Source organism: Burkholderia sp. AU28863 (assembly GCF_002223195.1).
Lineage (GTDB): Bacteria > Pseudomonadota > Gammaproteobacteria > Burkholderiales > Burkholderiaceae > Burkholderia > Burkholderia sola.
Genome location: NZ_NKFE01000002.1, coordinates 74,353 through 95,361 on the forward strand (window position 1 = coordinate 74,353; position 21,009 = coordinate 95,361).

Consider the following 21,009-nt stretch of genomic DNA (forward strand, 5'->3'; position numbering starts at 1 on the left):
GCGGTGTCCGGAATGAAACGGTGGCTCACGACGCGACGGCCGGATCGTCGGCGAGCGACTTGCCGCGCGTTTCCGGCAGCACGAGCGCCGCGACGATCACGAGCAGGTAGCCGCCGCCCGCGACGAGGCCGATCGCTTTCACAAGCGACATCGATTGCGACAGCGCGCCGACGAGGATCGGAAAGAACGAGCCGAGCCCGCGGCCGAGGTTGTAGCAGAAGCCCTGGCCCGAGCCGCGGATCGCGCCCGGATACAGTTCCGACAGATACGCGCCGACGCCCGCGAAGATGCCTTGCACGACGATGCCGAGCGGAAAGCCGAGCAGCAGCATCGCGGTATCGGTGATCGGCAGCATCGTGTACGCCATGCCGAGCGAGAACGAGCCGATCGCGAACAGGATGAACGACGCGCGGCGGCCGAGCCGGTCGGACAGGATCGCGCCGACCACGTAGCCGACGAACGAGCCGACGATCAGCACGACCAGATAGCCGCTCGTGTTGAACACCGACAGGTGGCGCACGGTTTTGAGATAGGTGGGCAGCCACGTCGTGATCGCGTAGTAGCCGCCGAGCATGCCGGTGCACAGCGCGCTGCCGAACAGCGTCGCGCGCAGGTGCGGCGGCGAGAAGATCTCGAGGAAGTGGCCCGACACGCGGCCTTCGTCGCGCGCGCGGCGCGTGGCCGTATAAATATCGGGATCGCTGACGTTGCGGCGGATGTACAGGATCCACAGCGCGGGCACGATGCCGATCCAGAAGCACGCGCGCCACGCGACCTGCTCGGGCAGCAGCGCGAAGAACGCCCAGTAGAGGATCGCGGCCGCGCCCCAGCCGAACGACCAGCTGCTCTGCACGGTGCCGACGGCCTTCGCGCGATGCTCGGGCGAGCGGATCGTCTCGGCCATCATGATCGTCACGACCGACCATTCGCCGCCGAAGCCGAAACCTTGCAGCGTGCGCGTTGCGAGCAACTGCCAGAACGAATGCGTGAAGCCGGACAGGCACGTGAACAGCGCGAACGTCGCGATCGTCCACTGCAGCACGCGCACGCGGCCGTAGCGGTCGGCGAGGATGCCGGCGACCCAGCCGCCGATCGCCGACGAGATCAGCGAACTGGTCGCGATCATCCCGGCCTCGCTCTTCGTCATGCCCCAGGTGGCGATCAGCGTCGGAATCAGGAACGAATAGATCATGAAGTCGAACGCATCGACCGCATAGCCGCCGAAACCGGCGTACAGCGTCCGGCGCTCGCGCGTCGACAATTCGTTGAACCACTGGAATGCCTGCATGCTTGCCGCCCTCTCTCGTCTTGTCTCGTCCGGCGCTGCCGCGTCGCGGTTATTTTACGGGCGCGATTCGGCGCGCCAAAAAGGCGGATGCAGGGTCGTGCGGGAAAGCTGGCTGGCGGAAAGACGCGTCAGAGCGTCAGGCCGCCGTCGACGTGGATGACCTGGCCGGTGATTTGCCGCGCCGCGTCCGACAGCAGGAACGCGATCAGTGCGGCGACGTCGTCGGGTTCGGCGATGCGGCCGAGCGGCGTCGCCTGTTCGGCCTGCGCCCACGCGGCGGCGTTGCCGGCACTCGGCCCGTGGTCCTTGCGCGTGAAGCCCGGCGCGACCGCGTTGACGGTGATGCCGTGCGCGGCGAATTCGGCGGCTGCGGTACGCACCAGCGATTCGAGCGCGGCCTTCGCGGCGGCGGTCGCCGCGAATGGCGCATCGGCGCGGTAGCGGTGCGCGACGAACGAACTGACCGCGACGATTCGTGGTGCTGCCGACGCTTCGAGCAGCGGCCGCGCGCGGCCCGCGAGCGCGGAGAACGCACCGGCATCGCCGCGAACGCGGATGCGAGTGCATCCACGGAGAGATCGGAAAAGGATTGCCGCGCGGCGAAGCCGGCGTTTGCGACGAGCTGGTCGAGCCCGCCGAAGCGGGCGGCGACGGCATCGACGAGCGCGGCCGCAATACCCGGCTCGCCGAGATCGCCGGTCAGCGTCAGGCATTCCGCGCCGGCCGCCGTGCACGCTTGTGCGACGTCGGCGAGCCGCGCGTGTGCCGCATCGTCCGCGCCGCGCGCATGCAGCGCCAGCGCGACGCCGGGTGCCGCGAGCCGCCGCGCGAGCGCCGCGCCGATCCCCGCACCTGCGCCGGTGATCAGCGCGATCCGTGCGAGGTGCGCGGCGCGTGGGCTCACGCGGCGACCTTGTCGTCGTCGTTCACGCGCTCGACATTGATCGTGCCGACGTGGAACGCGGCCAGCGACTCGCGGTGCGCGATGCTGACGATCGCGGCCTTCGGCAGCCGCTCGGCGAACAGGTGATAGAGACGCGCTTCGTTGTCGGCGTCGAGCGCGCTGGTCGCTTCGTCGAGGAACAGGAAGTCGGGCTTGTGCAGCAGCACGCGCGCGCCGGCCAGGCGCTGCTGCTCGCCCGGCGACAGCACGCGGGTCCAGTGCGCGGTTTCGTCGAGGCGCTCGACGTAATCCTCGAGGCGGCACGCGCGCAGCGCATCGCGGCACGCTTCGTCGCTGAACGCGTCGGGCGTCGCCGGATAGGTGAGCGCGGCCTTCAGCGTGCCGATCGGCAAGTAGCTGGTTTGCGGCACGAACATCATCCGTGCGCCGACCGGCGCGTCGATCGCGCCGTCGCCGAACGGCCACAGGCCCGCGAGCGCGCGCATGAACGTGCTCTTGCCGGAACCCGACTTGCCGGTCACGAGCCAGCGCGAGCCGGGCTCGATCGTGAGGTCGCCGATGTTCGCGAGCGCGTTGCCGTTCGGCAGCGCGAGCTTCAGCGACGACGTGGACAGCTTCGCGGCGTCGACGTAATGCAGGTTGATGCCGCCGTGCTCGGTCGCGGGCGACAGGCTTTCCTTCAGGTGCGACGTGCCCATCACGCGCTTGAATTCGCGCAGACGGTTGACGGTGGCGCGCCATTCGACGAGGGTCGAGTAGCTGTTGATGAACCACGAGAACGAATCGCTGACGGTGCCGAACGCGGACGAGATCTGCATCAGTACGCCGAACGAGAACGCACCGGCAAAGTAGCGCGGCGCGGCCACGACGAGCGGGAAGATGATCGCGATCTGCCCGTAGAAGCTCAGCACGAACGTGAGCCGCTTCGTGTACTTCATCACGCGCCACCAGTTGTCGCGGATGCGCATGAAGAGGGTCTGCGCGTTGCCGGTCTCGGTCTTCTCGCCGTCGTAGAACGCGATCTGCTCGGCGTTCTCGCGCACGCGGATCAGCCCGAAGCGGAAGTCGGCCTCGACGCGCTGCTGCTGGTAGTTGATCGACACGAGCGGATGGCCGACCTTCTGGATGATCAGCGAGCCGACTACCGCGTACAGCGCGGCCGCCCACACCATGTAGCCGGGAATCGCGATCGGCGTCGCGCCGAGCGTGAACGTCAGCGCGCCGGCGAGTGACCACAGGATCGTGATGAACGACACGAGCGTGACGACCGTCGACAGCAGGTCGAGCGACAGCGCGAGCGTCGTGGTCGCGAACGACTGGAGGTCGTCGGTGATCCGCTGGTCGGGGTTGTCCGCGAGGCGGTCACGCTCGATCCGGTAGAACGCGCGATCGCCGAGCCACTGGCCGAGGAAGCGGTCGGTGAGCCACTGGCGCCAGCGGAAGCCGAGCATCTGCCGCAGGTAGCGGCCGTACACGGCGAGGATGATGAATGCGAAGGCGAGCGCGGAGAACTGCATCAGCAGGTTCGGGAAGTCGTGGACGTCCTTCGACTGCAGCGCGTTGTAGAACTGCGCGTTCCATTTGTTCAGCCGGACGTTGATCCAGACCACGCAGAGGTTGATCGCGATGATCGTGACCAGCAGGCCCCACGCGATTTTCCATTCGGACGATACCCAGTAGGGCTTGATGAGGCTCCATGCGGATACCGGGCGCTCGTCCTGCGGCGCGTCGGAGGCGGAGCGGACGGGATCGATCGATTGGGTCATGTGCTTCCTGATGATGAGCCGGCGCGCGGGCCGGGCGAAACCGGGCGCGCGCCGCGATACGGCATGCCGGGGCGCGGCGCCGACTGACGGCGGGCGTCCGGATGGTCGCCCGTGCGGCTTAAACGGCACTTAAAGACCGGCGGTGACGCGGCAACCGGCCGCTCGCGCGGCCGGCCTGCGGGCATTGTGCCAGAGCGGCGCGGCGCGCCGGCGAATTTGCCGCAAGGGGGACAGTTTGCGGCGCTTTCCGCTTTTATGGTCTAATGGCCGACGACGAAACAGGGGTGCTTCGTGGCGCGGCCGGCGGATGTTCCGGGCAGCGCGGCGAGGCTGAGAAAGACCCTTCGCACCCGATCCGGGTAATACCGGCGAGGGAAGTTTCTGATCCCGCCGGGCCGCGCTGGCCGCCATCCCACATGGTCAGCGCCCGAGTCCCGCCCGGCCGGCCTTTGCTGCCGGTTTCGTCCTTTTGGGTACGCGCATTGCGCGTTACGGAAGGAATGATGGCCGCACAATCTTCAGTCTTTTGCAGGGTCCCCGGCCCGATGCCGCGTGTGTTCGCATGCGGCGGCGCGTGCGCGTCGGCGTTCGTCGCGCGTGAGCGCGCGGAGGGCGTGCGATGAACGTCCGGGATGCACGGCCCGATTTCGCGGTGCTCGGCGGCGGTCTCGTCGGCCGCCTGATCGCGTGGCGCCTCGCCGGCGACGGGCATAGCGTCGCGCTCCACGAGCGCGGCGGCCCGGACGGCGAGCAGTCGGCCGCGTGGATCGCGGCCGCGATGCTTGCGCCGCTCGCGGAAGCGGCGAGCGCGGAACTGCTGATCACCGAGCTCGGAGCAGCTTCCCTCGCGCGCTGGCCGCAGTGGCTCGCGGAACTGCCCGAACCCGTCTTCTTCCAACAGCACGGCACGCTCGTCGTCTGGCATCACGCGGACCGCGCGGAGGCGCCATTGTTCGAGCGGCGCGTGCGCGCGAACGCGCCGGCCGCACTGTTCGACGGCGGCTTCGTGACGCTCGCCGGCGCACAGGTCGACGCAGCCGAACCCGCGCTCGCGGGCCGCTTCGCGCGCGGGCTGATGCTGCCGCGCGAAGGGCAGCTCGACAATCGCCAGGCGCTGCGCGCGCTCGCGGCGGGCCTCGCCGAACGCGGCGTCGCGCTGCACTGGCACGCGCCGGTCGACGACGCGAACCTGCCCGCCGCGCATTTCACGATCGATTGCCGCGGGCTTGGCGCGAAACCCGCGCTGCCCGCGCTGCGCGGCATCCGCGGCGAAGTCGCGCGCGTGCACGCGCCCGGCATCGGGCTCACCCGGCCCGTGCGGCTGCTGCATCCGCGCTATCCGCTGTACGTCGCGCCGAAGCAGGACGATCTCTACGTGATCGGCGCGACCGAGGTGGAGGGCGAGGACATGTCGCCCGTCAGCGTGCGCTCCGCGCTCGAACTGCTGAGCGCGGCATTCTCCGTGCATCCGGCGTTCGGCGAGGCGCGCATCCTCGAACTCAACGCGCAGTGCCGGCCGACGCTGCCCGATCATCGCCCGGCGGTGATCTGGGACGGCGCGTCGACGCTCGCCGTCAACGGCCTGTACCGGCACGGCTTCATGATCGCGCCGGAAGTCGCGCACGCGGCCGTCGCGTTCGCGCAGGCCGCGCTCGGCGGCGCGCTCGGCAGTCCCGACGCGTTCGCCGCGTGGCGCGACGCCGCCCGTTGGCCGACGCTGCTTCATCACCGCAACGACGCGCGCCAGCCGGCCTGACGCGCGCCGCCGACCGAATCCGACCCAGCCTCATGGATATCCAGATCAATCAACACACCCTGACGTTGCCCGACGGCGCGACGGTGGCCGACGCGCTTGCCGCGTACGGCGCGCGTCCGCCGTACGCGGTGGCGCTGAACGGCAACTTCGTCGCGCGCACGCAGCATGCGGCGCGCGCGCTCGCGGCGGGCGACAGGCTCGACGTCGTGCACCCCGTCGCGGGCGGCTGAGCGCCGCCGGTTCGTCCCCGCTCTTCCAGGAAAACGACATGACGTCCCACCCCTCCGCCGACGCGCTGACGCTGTACGGCGTCACCTTCGCAAGCCGCGTGCTGCTCGGCACGTCGCGTTATCCGTCGCTGCAGTCGCTGTCCGATTCGATCGCCGCGTCGCGTCCCGGGATGGTGACGGTCGCGCTGCGCCGCCAGATGACGGGCGGCACGGCCGAAGCCGGCTTCTTCGACCTGCTCAAGCGCCACGCGGTGCCGCTGCTGCCGAACACGGCCGGCTGTCAGACCGTCGCCGAAGCCGTGACGACCGCGCACATGGCGCGCGAGGTCTTCGATACCGACTGGATCAAGCTCGAACTGATCGGCGACGACTACACGCTGCAGCCCGACCCGGTCGGGCTGATCGAAGCCGCCGCGCAACTGGTCAAGGACGGCTTCAAGGTGCTGCCGTACTGCACCGAGGATCTCGTGATCGGCCGGCGCCTGCTCGACGTCGGCTGCGAGGCGCTGATGCCGTGGGGCGCGCCGATCGGCACCGGCAAGGGCGTCGTGAACCCGTACGGGCTGCGCGTGCTGCGCGAACGGCTGCCGGACGTGCCGCTGATCGTCGACGCGGGGCTCGGCGTGCCGTCGCACGCGTGCCAGGTGATGGAGTGGGGCTTCGACGGCGTGCTGCTGAACACGGCCGTGTCGCAGGCCACGCACCCGGAGATCATGGCGCGCGCGTTCGCGCAGGGCGTCGAGGCCGGTCGCGCCGCGTATCTCGCCGGCCCGATGGATGCCCGCGAAACCGCGCACGCGAGCACGCCGGTCGTCGGGATGCCGTTCTGGCACCAGGATGGGGGCGGCGCATGAGCGCGCGCTTCGTCGATGCGTTCTGGCCGCCGGCCGACGAGCTGGCCGAAGCGGCCGAGCGAATTCGCGCGCGGCTCGGCGATTGGCCGGACGGCGCGGCGCCGTGGCGGCTCTGCGTGGCGGCGCCCGACGTGCCCGCCGATGGCGACGTGCTGATCGTGTCGGCCGGCGACCGTGCCGCGCAGGCGCGCGCGTCCGCCGTGTCGCGGCCTGCGTCGCCGGCGGTCGCGATCGAATTCGACGAGCAGGGCGCCGTGCTGCACGCGGCCGGCGTGCGCTACGCGCTCGACGCCGCGCATCCGCTCGCGGACGACTGGATCGCGGCGCTCGCCGCGTTCCTCGATTGCGGCTTCGCACCGGTCGACGCGCTGGTGCTCGCGCTGGCGTGGCGCGACGGCGACGAGACGCGCGCCGCCGACGCGTGGCCGGTCGATGCCGCGCGGTTCCCGCGCGTCGCCGGGCTGCCGCCTGCGCCGGAACCGGCGTTCGCGCCGTGCCCCGCGCGGCTCGGCCTCTATCCGGTCGTGCCGAGCGCCGAATGGGTCGAGCGCGTGCTCGACGGCGGCGCGCGAACCGTGCAGCTGCGCGTGAAGGATGCGACGCCGGACGCGCTGCGCCGGGAAATCGCGCGAGCGGTCGCGGCAGGGCGCCGCTACCCCGATGCGCGCGTGTTCATCAACGATCACTGGCAAATCGCTGCAGAAGAAGGGGCGTACGGCGTGCATCTCGGCCAGGAGGACCTCCAAACGGCCGATCTGGCCGCGATCGCGCGCGCGGGCCTGCGGCTCGGACTTTCGAGCCACGGTTATTACGAGATGTTGCGGGCGCTGCATGAGCGGCCGAGCTATCTCGCGCTCGGCCCCGTGTACGCGACCGCCACCAAGGCCGTCGCCGCACCGCCGCAGGGCCTCGCCCGGATTGCCCGCTACGCGCGCTTCGCCGGCGCGAGCGCGCCGCTCGTCGCGATCGGCGGGGTCGCGCTCGACACGCTGCCGGCGGTGCTGGCGACGGGCGTCGGCAGCGTCGCGGTGGTCAGCGCGGTCACGGGCGCGGACGACTATCGGGCGGCGCTTGTTGCGCTGCAGCAGTGCTTTGCCCGACAATTTGACAATCATTGACCGCAGGGCCCGGAACGGCGTCACGACATCATTCCAATGCAGGCCCTATAATTCGGCGTTCTGCGTAAAAGGACTGTCAGCTCCGTGAGCCCCACTCCTACCGAGACCCTGCTGGAACTTCGCGACGTCGACTTCGGCTACGGCGACCGCCTCGTCCTGTCCAACCTGAACCTGCGCTTCGGGCGCGGGCAGGTCGTCGCGGTCATGGGCGGCTCGGGTTGCGGCAAGACCACCGTGCTGCGCCTGATCGGCGGCCTCGTGCGCGCGAACCGCGGCCAGGTGCTGTTCGACGGCGCCGACGTCGGCGCGCAAACGCGCGACGGCCTGTATGCGCTGCGCCGCAAGATGGGCATGCTGTTCCAGTTCGGCGCGTTGTTCACCGACATGTCGGTGTTCGAGAACGTCGCGTTCGCGCTGCGCGAGCATACCGACCTGCCCGAAGACCTGATCCGCGACCTCGTGCTGATGAAGCTGAACGCGGTCGGGTTGCGCGGCGCGCGCGACCTGATGCCGTCCGAGGTGTCGGGCGGGATGGCGCGCCGCATCGCGCTCGCCCGCGCGATCGCGCTCGATCCGCAGCTCATCATGTACGACGAGCCGTTCGCCGGCCTCGATCCGATCTCGCTCGGCATCACCGCGAACCTGATCCGCACGCTGAACGAGGCGCTCGGCGCGACGTCGATCCTCGTCACGCACGACGTGCCGGAATCGTTCGCGATCGCCGACTACGTGTATTTTCTGGCCAACGGCGGCGTGCTCGCGCAGGGCACGCCCGACGAGCTGCGCGCGTCGACCGATCCGAGCGTGCGGCAATTCATCGACGGCGCGCCGGACGGCCCGTTCAAATTTCATTACACGAGCCCGCCGCTGGCGGCGGATTTCGGGCTCGGCGGAGGGCGCGCATGATCAGCGCGATCGGACGTTACGTCATCGGCGGCCTCGAGCGCGCGGGCTACGGCACGCGCCTGTTCGTGCGCCTCGTGCTGGAATTCTTCCCGCTGCTGCGCCGGCCGCGGCTGGTCACGAAGCAGATCCACTTCCTCGGCAACTATTCGTTCGTGATCATCGCCGTGTCGGGGCTCTTCGTCGGCTTCGTGCTCGGCCTGCAGGGGTACTACACGCTGAACCGCTACGGTTCCGAGCAGGCGCTCGGCCTGCTGGTCGCGCTGTCGCTCGTTCGCGAGCTCGGGCCGGTCGTCACCGCGCTGCTGTTCGCGGGCCGCGCGGGCACGTCGCTGACGGCCGAGATCGGCCTGATGAAGGCCGGCGAGCAGCTCACCGCGCTCGAGATGATGGCGGTCGACCCGATCAAGAACGTGATCGCGCCGCGCATGTGGGCGGGCATCATCGCGATGCCGCTCCTGGCCGCGATCTTCAATGCGGTCGGCGTGCTCGGCGGTTACTTCGTCGGCGTCGTGCTGATCGGCGTCGATCCGGGCGCGTTCTGGTCGCAGATGCAGGGCGGGGTCCAGGTCTGGGCCGACGTCGGCAACGGCGTGATCAAGAGCATCGTGTTCGGGTTCGCCGTGACCTTCATTGCACTGTTTCAAGGGTATGAAGCGAAGCCCACGCCCGAAGGCGTGTCGCGCGCGACCACCAAGACGGTCGTGTTCGCGTCGCTCGCCGTACTCGGCCTCGATTTCCTGCTGACCGCGCTGATGTTCAGCTAAGCCTCAGCCAAGCCAAATTTTGGGATGACGATGAAAAAGACTGCTCTCGACTTCTGGGTCGGCCTGTTCGTGGTGGTGGGCTTCCTTGCGGTGCTGTTCCTGGCGCTGAAGGTCGGCAACATGAGCTCGCTGTCGTTTCAGCCGACCTACTCGGTGAGAATGAAATTCGACAATATCGGCGGGCTGAAGCCGCGCGCGGCCGTGAAGAGCGCGGGTGTCGTGGTCGGCCGCGTGAAGTCGATCGGCTTCGACACGAACACGTACCAGGCGCTCGTCACGATCGACGTCGACGGCCAATACCCGTTCCCGAAGGATTCGTCGGCGAAGATCCTGACGTCGGGCCTGCTCGGCGAGCAATATATCGGCCTCGAGCCGGGCGGCGACACCGAAATGCTGAAGGCGGGCGATACGATCACGATGACGCAATCGGCGATCGTGCTCGAGAACCTGATCGGCCAGTTCCTGTACAGCAAGGCCGCCGATGCGGGCGGTGCGAAGCCGGCGGCCGGCGCATCGGGCGCGCCCGCCGCACCTGCCGCACCCGCACCGGTGGCGGTGCCGGCGTCGGCGGTGTCCGGTTCGGCCGGCCAATAACCACACGAGAGAAAACAAGAGGGAATGACCATGCACACGATCCGCATCAGGCACGCCGCGCTGGCGATGGCGGCAGTCGCCGCGTTGAGCGGCTGCGCGACCGTGCAGACGCCGACCAAGGGCGATCCGCTCGAAGGCTTCAACCGGTCGATGTACAAGTTCAACGACACGGTGGACACGTACGCGCTGAAACCGGTCGCGAAGGGCTACCAGTACGTGGTGCCGCAGCCGGTGCGCGACAGCGTGACGAACTTCTTCTCGAACATCGGTGACGTGTACATCGCGGCGAACAACATCGTGCAGTTGCGGATCGCGGACGGCGTCGGCGACATCATGCGCGTCGTGATCAACACGGTGTTCGGCGTCGGCGGCCTGTTCGACGTCGCGACGATCGCGAAGCTGCCGAAGCACACGGCCGACTTCGGGATCACGATGGGCCGCTACGGGATGCCGTCGGGCCCGTATCTGGTGCTGCCGCTGCTCGGCCCGAGCACGCTGCGCGACACGGCCGGCCTCGGCGTCGACTACGTCGGCAACCCGCTCACCTACGTGAAGCCGGACGGCCTGAGCTGGGGCCTGTTCGGCGTGAACCTGGTCAACACGCGTTCGAACCTGCTCGGCGCGGGCGACGTGCTGGATGCCGCGGCGCTCGACAAGTATTCGTTCGTGCGCAACGCGTACCTGCAGCGTCGCCAGATGCTGATCAGCAACGCGCGCGGCGAGGCTGCCGCGACGTCGAGCAACGATGCGCTGCCGAAGTACGACCTGCCGGAAGACGGCGCGGCACCGGCGGCAGCCGGCGCGGCCGGTACGGCGGGCGCGGCAGCGGTGGGCGGCGCGGCGCCGGCGCCGGCATCGGGCGCGGCGGTTGCTGCGCCGGCCTCGGGCACGGCCGAATCGCCGAACCCGGCCAGCGAGACGAACGTGCCGGCGATGCAGGTGGCGCCGCCGTCGCCGGGCGGGCTCCGGTTCCCGAGCATCCGGCTGCACTGACGGATTTACATTCGTTACAGCCGGAAACGATTCAGTCGGTAGCGTATGCGAACTTGCGCGTAAGCTACCTGCTCCAACCTTCGCATCGACTCATTCATGCAGGCCACTATGATGAAAAAACTGTTCCTGATCCCCGTTTTCGCGGCGCTGTTCTCGTTCGGCAGCGCGGCTCACGCGCAAGTCGACCAGTCGAACCCGCAGGCGCTGATCAAGACGGCGACGCAGCAGGTGCTCGACGAGGTCAAGCAGCAGACGATCAAGCAGGGCGACACCAACCGCATCATCTCGATCGTCAACAAGGACATCCTGCCGTACACCGATTTCCGCCGCACCACGCAGCTCGCGATGGGCCGCAACTGGCGCACGGCGACGGCCGAGCAGCAACAGCAGGTTCAGGAGCAGTTCAAGCTGCTGCTGATCCGCACGTATTCGGGCGCGCTGGCGCAGCTGAAGCCGGACCAGCAGATCCAGTACCCGCCGTTCCGCGCCGATCCGGCCGATACCGACGTCGTGGTCAAGACGGTCGCGATGAACAACGGCCAGCCGGTCCAGATCGATTACCGCCTGTACAAGACGGCGAACGGCTGGAAGGTGTATGACCTGAACGTGCTCGGCGCGTGGCTGATCCAGACGTACCAGCAGCAGTTCAACGAAAAGATCCAGCAAAGCGGCGTGGAAGGGCTGATCCAGTTCCTGACGCAGCGCAACCAGCAACTTGCCGCCGGCAAGCAAGCGTCGTGAGCGGCTTCGAAGCCGGCTCCTCGCTGACCGTCGCGAGCGCGAAGTCCGCGCTCGCGGACGGTCTTGCGCGCATCGGCGCGGGCGCGACCGCCGTCGATTGCGCGGCGCTCACGCAGTTCGACTCGTCCGCGCTCGCCGTGCTGCTCGCATGGCAACGTGCCGCCAAGACGCGCGGTGCAGCCCTCGACATCCTCAATCTCCCTCCGAAGCTCGCCAGCCTCGCGCGCGCCTACGGCGTCGACGCGCTCATCGAAGGCACCGGCCGACATTGACCCTGTCCGATCGAAGCCTGCCGCGCCAGCCGGCGCGCGCACGCTTCGCGCCGCGCGCCGCCGGCGCCGGCTCCCCCAGCCGGTTTGCCCTATAATCAAGCGTTTTGCGGGGCAGCCAATCGGCGTCCGGCCCCCATTTTCTTTCGCAGCAAGCACAGAATAGGCGTCGCGGCCCTGGCGTCGCGCACAGTCATGTCAGCCATAGAAATCCGTCACGTCAAGAAGCGCTACAAGTCGCTTCAGGCGCTCAAGGGCGTCAGCCTGTCGGTCGAGGAAGGCGAGTTTTTCGGTCTGCTCGGCCCCAACGGCGCAGGTAAGACCACGCTCATCAGTATCCTCGCCGGGCTCGCCCGGGCCGACGAAGGCAGTATCTCGGTGCGCGGTCACGACGTCGTCCAGGACTTCCGCAACGCCCGCCGCTCGCTCGGCGTCGTGCCGCAGGAACTCGTTTTCGACCCGTTCTTCACCGTCCGCGAGACGCTGCGGATCCAGTCCGGCTATTTCGGGCTGCGCCGCAACGACGACTGGATCGACGAAGTGATGGCCAATCTCGATCTCACCGAGAAAGCCGACGCGAACATGCGCGCGCTGTCGGGCGGGATGAAGCGCCGCGTGCTCGTCGCGCAGGCGCTCGTGCACCGGCCGCCGGTGATCGTGCTCGACGAGCCGACCGCCGGCGTCGACGTCGAATTGCGCCAGACGCTGTGGAAATTCATCTCGCGCCTGAACCGCGAGGGTCACACGATCGTGCTGACCACCCACTACCTCGAGGAAGCCGAGTCGCTGTGCGACCGCATCGCGATGCTGCGCCGCGGCGAAGTCGTTGCGCTCGATCGCACCGACGCGCTGCTGCGCCGCTTCGCGGGCCTGCAGCTGTACCTGCGGTTCGCGACCGGCGCGCTGCCGGTCGAACTGCGCGGGCTGGAAACCGACCCGGCCGCGCGCGCGCCGGGCGAGCACCTGCTGCGCCTCGCGAGCTACGACGAGGTCGAACGCATCCTCGCGCAATGCCGCGCGGCCGGCTGCACGTTCGACGAGATCGAGGTCCGCAAGGCCGACCTCGAGGATGTGTTCGTCCAGGTGATGAACGGGGCCGAGGTGATCGAGGGTCTGGCATGAATCAACACTCCCCACGCGAACTGCGTTCGCTGCCGCTCGAAGGGGCGGCCCGGCGCGTGCCGGGAAGCGGGTTCCGCACGCTGTTCTACAAGGAACTGCTGCGTTTCTGGAAGGTGTCGTTCCAGACGGTGTGCGCGCCGATCGTCACGGCGCTGCTGTACCTGACGATCTTCGGCCACGCGCTGTCGGGCCGCGTCGAAGTGTATCCGGGCGTCGAGTACGTGAGCTTTCTCGTGCCCGGCCTCGTGATGATGAGCGTGCTGCAGAACGCGTTCGCGAACAGCTCGTCGTCGCTGATCCAGTCGAAGATCACCGGCAACCTCGTGTTCATGCTGCTGCCGCCGCTGTCGTACCGCGACATCTTCGGCGCGTACGTGCTCGCGTCCGTCGTGCGCGGGCTCGCGGTCGGCGCCGGCGTGTTCGTCGTGACGATCTGGTTTGTCCCGATGCACTTCGCGGCGCCGTTGTTCATCATGGCGTTCGCGCTGCTCGGCTCCGCGATTCTCGGCACGCTCGGCCTGATCGCCGGGATCTGGGCCGAGAAGTTCGACCAGCTCGCCGCGTTCCAGAACTTCCTGATCATGCCGCTGACGTTCCTGTCCGGCGTGTTCTATTCGACGCACTCGCTGCCGCCCGTGTGGCGCGAAGTGTCGCGTCTCAACCCGTTTTTCTACATGATCGACGGCTTCCGTTTCGGGTTCTTCGGCGCGTCCGACGTCAACCCGTTCGCGAGCCTCGCGATCGTCACCGGTTTCTTCGTGCTGCTCGCGCTGATCGCGATGCGGCTGCTCGCGACCGGCTACAAACTGCGTCATTGATATCGACAGGCCGCGGCCGCCGCAGGGCGGCGCGCGCCGACAGGAGCCTTACACCATGTTGCCGACTCCCGAACAGGTCAAGCAATACATCGCCGGCGGTCTCGCCTGCACGCATCTGGAAGTCGAAGGCGACGGCCAGCATTTCTTCGCGACGATCGTGTCGGCGGCCTTCGAAGGCAAGCGGCCGATCCAGCGGCACCAGCTCGTCTATGCGGCGCTCGGCGATCGCATGAAGCAGGAAATTCACGCGCTCAGCATGAAGACGCTGACGCCCGCCGAATGGCAGAACGCATAAACGGAAATCACTGAGTGCAAGTCACCGTCAACGAGCGCGACGCCGTCCAGAGCGTCGCCACGGCACACCCGGCCGCCAACGGGGAATCGCAGGGACAGGGGATGGACAAGCTCGTGATCGAAGGCGGCCGCCGGCTGTCGGGCGAGATCGTCGTGTCGGGCGCGAAGAACGCCGCGCTGCCGATCCTGTGCGCGGGGCTGCTCAGCGCCGAGCCGGTCGAACTCGACAACGTGCCGAACCTGAAGGACGTGCGCACCACGCTGAAGGTGCTGAACCAGATGGGCGTGAAGAGCGAAACGGACGGCTGCCGTGTGCAGCTCGACGCATCGCGCGTCGACAACCTCGTCGCGCCGTACGAGCTCGTGAAGACGATGCGGGCGTCGATCCTCGTGCTCGGGCCGCTGCTCGCGCGCTTCGGCGAGGCGAAGGTGTCGCTGCCGGGCGGCTGCGCGATCGGCGCGCGGCCGGTCGACCAGCACATCAAGGGCCTGCAGGCGATGGGCGCGGAGATCAGCATCGAGCACGGCTTCATCGAAGCGCGCGCGAAGCGCCTGAAGGGCGCGCGCATCGTGACCGACATGATCACGGTGACGGGAACGGAAAACCTGCTGATGGCCGCGACGCTCGCCGACGGCGAGACGGTGATCGAAAACGCCGCGCGCGAGCCGGAAGTGAGCGATCTCGCACACTTGCTGGTCGCGATGGGCGCGAAAATCGACGGTATCGGCACCGATCGCCTCGTGATCCAGGGCGTCGAGCAGCTGCACGGCGCGCGCCATTCGGTGATCCCAGACCGTATCGAGGCCGGCACGTTCCTGTGCGCGGTCGCGGCGGCCGGCGGCGATGTGATGCTGACGGGCGTGCGCCCGCACATCCTCGACGCGGTGATCGACAAGCTGCGCGAAGCCGGCGTGTCGATCGAGGAAGGGGACAGCTGGCTGCGCGTGAAGATGGACCGCCGCCCGTCGGCGGTGACGATCCGCACGTCGGAATACCCGGCGTTTCCGACCGACATGCAGGCGCAGTTCATGGCCCTCAATACGGTCGCGACGGGCACCGCGCAGGTCGTCGAAACCATTTTCGAGAACCGCTTCATGCATGTGCAGGAGCTGAACCGGCTCGGCGCGAACATCACGATCGACGGCAACACGGCGCTCGTGACCGGCGTCGACAAGCTGTCCGGCGCGAACGTGATGGCGACCGACCTGCGCGCGTCGGCGAGCCTCGTGATCGCCGGGCTGCGCGCGGACGGCGAAACGCTCGTCGACCGCATCTATCACCTGGACCGCGGCTACGACCGCATGGAAACCAAACTGACCGCCGTCGGCGCGAACGTGCGCCGCCTCTCCGGGAGCCAAGCATGACCGCGCCGCTGACCCTTGCCCTGTCGAAGGGCCGGATCTTCGAGGAAACCCTGCCGCTGCTGGCCGCCGCCGGCGTGCAGGTGGCCGAGGATCCGGAAACGTCGCGCAAGCTGATCCTGCCGACGACCGATCCGAACCTGCGCGTGATCATCGTGCGCGCGAGCGACGTGCCGACCTACGTCGAATACGGCGCGGCCGATTTCGGCGTGGCCGGCAAGGACGTGCTGGTCGAGCACGGCGGCTCGGGCCTGTACCAGCCGATCGATCTGAACATTGCGCGCTGCCGGATGTCGGTGGCCGTGTCCGCCGGTTTCGACTATGCGAACGCGGTGCGCCAGGGCGCGCGCCTGCGGGTCGCGACGAAATACGTCGAAACGGCGCGCGAACACTTTGCCGCGAAGGGCGTGCACGTCGACCTGATCAAGCTGTACGGCTCGATGGAGCTCGCGCCGCTGGTCGGGCTGGCCGACGCGATCGTCGACCTCGTTAGCTCGGGCGGCACGCTGAAGGCGAACAATCTGGTCGAGGTCGAGGAGATCATGGCGATCTCGTCGCGCCTCGTCGTGAACCAGGCCGCGCTCAAGCTGAAGCGCGCGGCGCTCAAGCCGATCCTCGACGCGTTCGAACGCGCGTCGCAGAATGGCGGTTGAGCGCATCACCGTAACGGAACTCCCATGTCCATCACCATCCGCAAGCTCGATTCGACGAACGAAGGCTTCGGCGCCGCGCTGCGCGCCGTGCTCGCGTTCGAGGCGAGCGAAGACGAAGCGATCGAGCAGTCGGTCGCACAGATCCTCGCCGACGTGAAGTCGCGCGGCGACGCCGCGGTGCTCGAATACACGAACCGCTTCGACCGGCTGAGCGCGGACAGCGTCGCCGCGCTCGAACTGCCGCAGGACGCGCTGCAGACGGCGCTCGACGGCCTCGCGCCGAAGGCGCGCGCGGCGCTGGAAGCGGCCGCGGCGCGGGTGCGCGCGTACCACGAGAAGCAGAAGATCGAGTGCGGCACGCATAGCTGGCAGTACACGGAGAGCGACGGCACGGTGCTCGGCCAGAAAGTCACGCCGCTCGACCGCGTCGGCCTGTACGTGCCGGGCGGCAAGGCCGCGTATCCGTCATCGGTGCTGATGAACGCGATTCCCGCGCGCGTCGCGGGCGTCGGCGAGATCGTGATGGTCGTGCCGACCCCGGACGGCGTGAAGAACGACCTCGTGCTCGCCGCGGCGCTGCTCGGCGGCGTCGATCGCGTGTTCACGATCGGCGGCGCGCAGGCGGTCGGCGCGCTCGCGTACGGCACGGCGACGGTGCCGGCCGTCGACAAGATCTGCGGTCCCGGCAACGCGTACGTCGCGTCGGCGAAGCGCCGCGTGTTCGGGACGGTCGGCATCGACATGATCGCCGGGCCGTCGGAAATCCTCGTGCTGTGCGACGGCACGACCGATCCGAACTGGGTCGCGATGGACCTGTTCTCGCAGGCCGAGCACGACGAACTCGCGCAGTCGATCCTGCTGTGCCCGGACGGCGCGTTCCTCGATCGCGTCGAGAAGGCGATCGACGAGTTGCTGCCGACGATGCCGCGCCAGGACGTGATCCGTGCGTCGCTCGAAGGCCGCGGTGCGCTGATCAAGGTGCGCGACATGGCCGAGGCGTGCCGGATCGCGAACGACATCGCGCCGGAACACCTCGAAATTTCCGCGCTGGAGCCGCAGCAATGGGGCCAGCAGATTCGCCACGCGGGCGCGATCTTCCTCGGCCGCTACACGAGCGAGAGTCTCGGCGACTACTGCGCGGGCCCGAACCACGTGCTACCGACGTCGCGCACCGCGCGCTTCTCGTCGCCGCTCGGCGTGTACGACTTCATCAAGCGCTCGAGCCTGATCGAGGTCAGCGCGGAGGGCGCGCAGACGCTCGGCGAGATCGCGTCCGAACTCGCCTACGGCGAAGGGCTGCAGGCGCACGCAAGGAGCGCCGAGTTCCGGATGAAGGGCTGACCGCGCCGGGTGCGCGGGCCGGGCGGGCGCCGAGGCGCCGGCGCCGGCCGCCCCGGATCGGGGCAGGGGACGAGCGCAGGGCGGCAGCCGCCGCCTTGCCGACCATTTGACGCCGGCGCGATGCACGCCGGCTTGAGACCATGACGACGCCACAAGACATCATCCGCCGCGACGTGCTCGCGATGACGAGCTATCCGGTTCCCGACGCGAGCGGGTTCGTGAAGCTCGACGCGATGGAGAATCCGTATTCGCTGCCGGAGCCGCTCGCCGCGGCGCTCGGCGAGCGGCTCGCGCAGGTCGCGCTGAACCGCTACCCGGCGCCGCGCCCGGCCGCGCTGCTCGACAAGCTGCGCCATGCGATGCGCGTGCCGGCCGGCTGCGACGTGCTGCTCGGCAACGGTTCCGACGAAATCATCAGCATGATCTCGGTCGCGTGCGCGAAGCCGGGTGCGAAGGTGCTCGCGCCGGTGCCGGGCTTCGTGATGTACGAGCTCTCGGCGAAGTTCGCGCAGCTCGAGTTCGTCGGCGTGCCGCTGAAGGCGGACCTGACGCTCGATGCCGACGCGCTGCTCGCGGCGATCGCCGAGCACCGGCCGGCGATCGTCTATCTCGCGTATCCGAACAACCCGACCGGCACGCTGTACGACGACGCCGATGTCGAGCGGATCGTCGCGGCCGCGCGGCACAGCCTGATCGTGATCGACGAGGCGTACCAGCCGTTCGCCGAGCGCTCGTGGTTGCCGCGCGCGGGCGAGTTCGACAACGTCGTCGTGATGCGCACGGTGTCGAAGCTCGGCCTCGCGGGCATCCGCCTCGGCTATCTCGTCGGCACGCCCGCGTGGCTGAACGAGTTCGACAAGGTGCGCCCGCCGTACAACATCAACGTGCTGACCCAGGCGACCGCCGATTTCCTGCTCGACCACCTCGACGTGCTCGACGCGCAGGCGGCCGAATTGCGCGCGGAACGCGCGCGCCTCGCGCAGGCGGTGGCCGCGCTGCCGGGCGCGACGGTGTTCCCGAGCGCCGGCAATTTCCTGCTGGTGCGCGTGCCGGACGCCGCGGCCGTGTTCGATGCGCTGCTCACCGAGCGGGTGCTGGTCAAAAACGTGAGTAAAATGCATCCGTTACTGGCCGAATGCGTGCGGCTGACCGTCGGTTCTCCCGACGAAAACGCCCGCCTGCTGGCCGCCTTGAAACTCGCGCTGCCCGGTTGAGCCCAGGGCGCGGCGGCGCGCGACGATCAATCCCCATTTACATCAGACTCAATCAAGGAATTGCCATGCGTGTGGCGGAAGTCGTTCGCAATACCAGCGAAACGCAGATCCGTGTGAAGCTCGATCTCGACGGCACCGGCCGGCAGAAGCTGGCCACCGGCGTGCCGTTTCTCGACCATATGCTCGACCAGATCGCGCGACACGGTCTGGTCGATCTCGAGGTCGAAGCGCATGGCGACACGCATATCGACGATCACCACACGGTCGAGGATGTCGGCATCACGCTCGGTCAGGCCGTCGCGAAGGCGATCGGCGACCGCAAGGGCATCCGCCGCTACGGCCATTCGTACGTGCCGCTCGACGAGGCGCTGTCGCGCGTCGTGATCGACTTCTCCGGCCGGCCGGGCCTCGAATTCCACGTGCCGTTCACGCGCGCGCGGATCGGCACGTTCGACGTCGACCTGTCGATCGAGTTCTTCCGCGGGTTCGTGAACCACGCGGGCGTCACGCTGCATATCGACAACCTGCGCGGGATCAACGCGCACCATCAGCTCGAGACGGTGTTCAAGGCCTTCGGACGCGCGCTGCGCGCGGCGGTGGAACTCGACGAGCGCGCGGCGGGGCAGATTCCGTCGACGAAAGGCAGCCTCTAACTTCCGAACGGACGACGCCAAGGACAACCTCACGGCTTCGGCGCGGCGCGCCGGCTTGCGATGGATCTGCTCAAATCGTTCATTTCGCTGCTCGCGCTGATCAACCCGGTCGGCGCGGTGCCGTTCTTCCTGAGCCTGACGGCGCAGCAGACGGACGACGAGCGGCGGCGCACGATCCGGATCGCATCGGTGTCGGTGTTCTGCGTGATGACGGTGACCGCGCTGCTCGGGCAGCAGATCATCAACTTCTTCGGCATTTCGGTCGGGTCGCTCGAAGTGGGCGGCGGGATCATCATGCTGCTGATGGCGATCAACATGCTGAACGCGCAGATCGGCAACACGCGATCGACGCCGGAGGAACGCCACGAAGCCGAGCTGAAGGACAACATCGCGGTCGTGCCGCTGGCGATTCCGCTGCTCACGGGCCCCGGCTCGATCAGCACGGTGATCATCTATGCGGCGAACGCGCATCACTGGTATGAGCGGGCCGGGCTGGTCGCGATCGGCGCGGTCCTGGCTTTTCTGTGTTTCGTCGCGATGCGGCTCGCCGAGCCGATCGCGACCTGGATCGGCCGCACCGGCATCAACATCGCCACGCGGCTGATGGGTCTGATGCTGTCGGCGCTGGCGGTGGAATTCATCGTCGATGGACTGAGGGCGCTACTGCCTGCACTGAGATGAAAACTTCGATTGCGATTGTGGATTATGGGATGGGCAACCTGCGCTCGGTCGCGCAGGCGCTCAAGAAGGCCGAACCGGCCGCCGACGTGGCGATCGTCGACACGCCGGCCGCGATTCGCGCGGCCGACCGCGTCGTGCTGCCCGGCCAGGGCGCGATGCCCGACTGCATGCGCTGCCTCGGCGAATCGGGCTTGCAGGAGGCCGTGATCGACGCATCGCGCACCAAGCCGCTGCTCGGCGTGTGCGTCGGCGAGCAGATGCTGTTCGACTGGAGCGCGGAAGGCGACACGAAGGGTCTGGGCCTCCTGCCCGGCAAGGTCGTGCGCTTCGCGCTCGACGGCCGCGTGCAGGACGACGGCTCGCGCTTCAAGGTGCCGCAGATGGGCTGGAACCGCGTGCGCCAGGCGCAGCCGCACCCGCTGTGGGACGGCGTGCCCGACGACGCGTATTTCTACTTCGTGCACAGCTATTACGTGAGCCCGGACAACCCGGCGCACACGGTCGGCGAAACGGCCTACGGCGCGCCGTTCACGTCCGCGGTCGCGCGGGACAACATCTTCGCGACCCAATTCCACCCGGAGAAGAGCGCGGAAGTCGGGTTGCGTCTGTATCGCAACTTCGTACACTGGAAGCCGTAAAACGTGGCGCGCGAGCCACAGTCGACCTGGCCGAACGGCCTGTCGTGCAT

22 protein-coding genes, 1 pseudogene and 1 riboswitch are annotated in these 21,009 nt (G+C 68.5%); of the genes and pseudogenes, 20 read left to right on the top strand and 3 right to left on the bottom strand.

All coding sequences use genetic code 11. From position 1 onward, the window contains the following. Positions 1-25: 25 nt before the first annotated feature. From CFB81_RS01670 to CFB81_RS01680, 3 genes and pseudogenes are all read right to left on the bottom strand, one after another. Positions 26-1,288, bottom strand: a complete 1,263-nt coding sequence (locus CFB81_RS01670) for an MFS transporter (RefSeq protein ID WP_059640189.1) — start codon at positions 1,286-1,288, stop codon at positions 26-28. Between the two features lie 128 nt (positions 1,289-1,416). After that, positions 1,417-2,192, bottom strand: a pseudogene (locus CFB81_RS01675) (SDR family NAD(P)-dependent oxidoreductase). After that, entirely contained in the window at positions 2,189-3,958 is a 1,770-nt protein-coding gene (locus CFB81_RS01680) for an ABC transporter ATP-binding protein/permease (protein WP_069619425.1), read from the bottom strand. The pseudogene CFB81_RS01675 and the gene CFB81_RS01680 overlap by 4 nt, the downstream one beginning before the upstream one ends. 270 nt (positions 3,959-4,228) lie before the next feature. Then, positions 4,229-4,352: riboswitch (TPP riboswitch) on the top strand. A gap of 225 nt (positions 4,353-4,577) precedes the next feature. On the opposite strand from CFB81_RS01680, the gene CFB81_RS01690 reads away from it, so the two are divergent. From CFB81_RS01690 to hisH, 20 genes are all read left to right on the top strand, one after another. Further along, entirely contained in the window at positions 4,578-5,714 is a 1,137-nt protein-coding gene (locus CFB81_RS01690; protein ID WP_089434454.1) for an FAD-dependent oxidoreductase, read from the top strand. A gap of 32 nt (positions 5,715-5,746) precedes the next feature. Next, positions 5,747-5,944 (top strand): sulfur carrier protein ThiS, encoded by a 198-nt coding sequence (gene thiS / locus CFB81_RS01695; protein ID WP_069619427.1) that lies wholly within the window; start codon positions 5,747-5,749, stop codon positions 5,942-5,944. A 38-nt stretch (positions 5,945-5,982) separates the two neighbouring features. Next, positions 5,983-6,798, top strand: a complete 816-nt coding sequence (locus CFB81_RS01700; protein WP_069619428.1) for a thiazole synthase — start codon at positions 5,983-5,985, stop codon at positions 6,796-6,798. Beyond that, positions 6,795-7,916: a thiamine phosphate synthase gene (thiE, locus tag CFB81_RS01705; protein WP_089434455.1), complete on the top strand. Its 1,122-nt coding sequence runs from the start codon at positions 6,795-6,797 to the stop codon at positions 7,914-7,916. The genes CFB81_RS01700 and thiE overlap by 4 nt, the downstream gene beginning before the upstream one ends. Before the next feature lie 84 nt (positions 7,917-8,000). After that, positions 8,001-8,822 carry an ABC transporter ATP-binding protein gene (locus tag CFB81_RS01710; RefSeq protein ID WP_050013134.1) on the top strand — a complete coding sequence of 274 codons (822 nt, stop codon included), beginning with the start codon at positions 8,001-8,003 and terminating at the stop codon, positions 8,820-8,822. Next, on the top strand, positions 8,819-9,586 hold the full coding sequence (gene mlaE, locus CFB81_RS01715) for a lipid asymmetry maintenance ABC transporter permease subunit MlaE (RefSeq protein ID WP_050013133.1): 768 nt from the start codon (positions 8,819-8,821) through the stop codon (positions 9,584-9,586). The genes CFB81_RS01710 and mlaE overlap by 4 nt, the downstream gene beginning before the upstream one ends. 24 nt (positions 9,587-9,610) lie before the next feature. After that, positions 9,611-10,180: an outer membrane lipid asymmetry maintenance protein MlaD gene (mlaD, locus tag CFB81_RS01720; RefSeq protein WP_089434456.1), complete on the top strand. Its 570-nt coding sequence runs from the start codon at positions 9,611-9,613 to the stop codon at positions 10,178-10,180. A 30-nt stretch (positions 10,181-10,210) separates the two neighbouring features. Next, positions 10,211-11,173, top strand: a complete 963-nt coding sequence (locus tag CFB81_RS01725; RefSeq protein ID WP_069619504.1) for a VacJ family lipoprotein — start codon at positions 10,211-10,213, stop codon at positions 11,171-11,173. A 111-nt stretch (positions 11,174-11,284) separates the two neighbouring features. Next, the gene (locus CFB81_RS01730; protein ID WP_012492305.1) at positions 11,285-11,914 is read left to right on the top strand and encodes a phospholipid-binding protein MlaC; all 630 of its coding nucleotides are present in this window, start codon (positions 11,285-11,287) and stop codon (positions 11,912-11,914) included. Beyond that, entirely contained in the window at positions 11,911-12,186 is a 276-nt protein-coding gene (locus CFB81_RS01735; protein ID WP_050013131.1) for a lipid asymmetry maintenance protein MlaB, read from the top strand. Before CFB81_RS01730 ends, CFB81_RS01735 begins: the two co-directional genes overlap by 4 nt. A gap of 192 nt (positions 12,187-12,378) precedes the next feature. Beyond that, complete coding sequence (locus CFB81_RS01740) at positions 12,379-13,305, top strand: ABC transporter ATP-binding protein (RefSeq protein WP_089434457.1); 927 nt, start codon at positions 12,379-12,381, stop codon at positions 13,303-13,305. Then, entirely contained in the window at positions 13,302-14,123 is an 822-nt protein-coding gene (locus tag CFB81_RS01745) for an ABC transporter permease (protein WP_249190555.1), read from the top strand. The genes CFB81_RS01740 and CFB81_RS01745 overlap by 4 nt, the downstream gene beginning before the upstream one ends. A gap of 55 nt (positions 14,124-14,178) precedes the next feature. Next, on the top strand, positions 14,179-14,418 hold the full coding sequence (locus CFB81_RS01750) for a BolA family protein (RefSeq protein WP_006477131.1): 240 nt from the start codon (positions 14,179-14,181) through the stop codon (positions 14,416-14,418). A gap of 14 nt (positions 14,419-14,432) precedes the next feature. Then, positions 14,433-15,782 carry a UDP-N-acetylglucosamine 1-carboxyvinyltransferase gene (murA, locus tag CFB81_RS01755; protein WP_089434458.1) on the top strand — a complete coding sequence of 450 codons (1,350 nt, stop codon included), beginning with the start codon at positions 14,433-14,435 and terminating at the stop codon, positions 15,780-15,782. Further along, a complete protein-coding gene (gene hisG / locus CFB81_RS01760; RefSeq protein WP_050013128.1) occupies positions 15,779-16,432 on the top strand; it encodes an ATP phosphoribosyltransferase in 654 nt (217 codons plus the stop codon). The genes murA and hisG overlap by 4 nt, the downstream gene beginning before the upstream one ends. A 24-nt stretch (positions 16,433-16,456) precedes the next feature. Next, entirely contained in the window at positions 16,457-17,773 is a 1,317-nt protein-coding gene (gene hisD, locus CFB81_RS01765) for a histidinol dehydrogenase (RefSeq protein ID WP_027783351.1), read from the top strand. Between the two features lie 140 nt (positions 17,774-17,913). Further along, positions 17,914-18,987, top strand: a complete 1,074-nt coding sequence (hisC, locus tag CFB81_RS01770) for a histidinol-phosphate transaminase (protein ID WP_069619431.1) — start codon at positions 17,914-17,916, stop codon at positions 18,985-18,987. A gap of 65 nt (positions 18,988-19,052) precedes the next feature. Continuing rightward, the gene (gene hisB, locus CFB81_RS01775) at positions 19,053-19,640 is read left to right on the top strand and encodes an imidazoleglycerol-phosphate dehydratase HisB (protein WP_011546606.1); all 588 of its coding nucleotides are present in this window, start codon (positions 19,053-19,055) and stop codon (positions 19,638-19,640) included. Between the two features lie 60 nt (positions 19,641-19,700). After that, positions 19,701-20,321 carry a YchE family NAAT transporter gene (locus tag CFB81_RS01780; RefSeq protein WP_069619433.1) on the top strand — a complete coding sequence of 207 codons (621 nt, stop codon included), beginning with the start codon at positions 19,701-19,703 and terminating at the stop codon, positions 20,319-20,321. After that, positions 20,318-20,959: an imidazole glycerol phosphate synthase subunit HisH gene (gene hisH / locus CFB81_RS01785; RefSeq protein ID WP_089434459.1), complete on the top strand. Its 642-nt coding sequence runs from the start codon at positions 20,318-20,320 to the stop codon at positions 20,957-20,959. The genes CFB81_RS01780 and hisH overlap by 4 nt, the downstream gene beginning before the upstream one ends. The last annotated feature ends 50 nt before the right edge of the window (positions 20,960-21,009 follow it).

Bases quoted from the DNA above. Each gene is read 5' to 3' on its own strand.
- CFB81_RS01670 (WP_059640189.1), bottom strand. From the start codon at position 1,288: ATGCAGGCATTCCAGTGGTTCAACGAATTGTCGACGCGCGAGCGCCGG.
- hisC (WP_069619431.1), top strand. From the start codon at position 17,914: ATGACGACGCCACAAGACATCATCCGCCGCGACGTGCTCGCGATGACG.
- CFB81_RS01780 (WP_069619433.1), top strand. From the start codon at position 19,701: ATGGATCTGCTCAAATCGTTCATTTCGCTGCTCGCGCTGATCAACCCG.
- hisB (WP_011546606.1), top strand. From the start codon at position 19,053: ATGCGTGTGGCGGAAGTCGTTCGCAATACCAGCGAAACGCAGATCCGT.
- CFB81_RS01740 (WP_089434457.1), top strand. From the start codon at position 12,379: ATGTCAGCCATAGAAATCCGTCACGTCAAGAAGCGCTACAAGTCGCTT.
- CFB81_RS01750 (WP_006477131.1), top strand. From the start codon at position 14,179: ATGTTGCCGACTCCCGAACAGGTCAAGCAATACATCGCCGGCGGTCTC.
- CFB81_RS01680 (WP_069619425.1), bottom strand. From the start codon at position 3,958: ATGACCCAATCGATCGATCCCGTCCGCTCCGCCTCCGACGCGCCGCAG.
- thiS (WP_069619427.1), top strand. From the start codon at position 5,747: ATGGATATCCAGATCAATCAACACACCCTGACGTTGCCCGACGGCGCG.
- CFB81_RS01725 (WP_069619504.1), top strand. From the start codon at position 10,211: ATGCACACGATCCGCATCAGGCACGCCGCGCTGGCGATGGCGGCAGTC.
- hisH (WP_089434459.1), top strand. From the start codon at position 20,318: ATGAAAACTTCGATTGCGATTGTGGATTATGGGATGGGCAACCTGCGC.
- thiE (WP_089434455.1), top strand. From the start codon at position 6,795: ATGAGCGCGCGCTTCGTCGATGCGTTCTGGCCGCCGGCCGACGAGCTG.
- CFB81_RS01690 (WP_089434454.1), top strand. From the start codon at position 4,578: ATGAACGTCCGGGATGCACGGCCCGATTTCGCGGTGCTCGGCGGCGGT.
- CFB81_RS01700 (WP_069619428.1), top strand. From the start codon at position 5,983: ATGACGTCCCACCCCTCCGCCGACGCGCTGACGCTGTACGGCGTCACC.
- mlaE (WP_050013133.1), top strand. From the start codon at position 8,819: ATGATCAGCGCGATCGGACGTTACGTCATCGGCGGCCTCGAGCGCGCG.
- hisD (WP_027783351.1), top strand. From the start codon at position 16,457: ATGTCCATCACCATCCGCAAGCTCGATTCGACGAACGAAGGCTTCGGC.
- mlaD (WP_089434456.1), top strand. From the start codon at position 9,611: ATGACGATGAAAAAGACTGCTCTCGACTTCTGGGTCGGCCTGTTCGTG.
- CFB81_RS01745 (WP_249190555.1), top strand. From the start codon at position 13,302: ATGAATCAACACTCCCCACGCGAACTGCGTTCGCTGCCGCTCGAAGGG.
- CFB81_RS01730 (WP_012492305.1), top strand. From the start codon at position 11,285: ATGAAAAAACTGTTCCTGATCCCCGTTTTCGCGGCGCTGTTCTCGTTC.
- hisG (WP_050013128.1), top strand. From the start codon at position 15,779: ATGACCGCGCCGCTGACCCTTGCCCTGTCGAAGGGCCGGATCTTCGAG.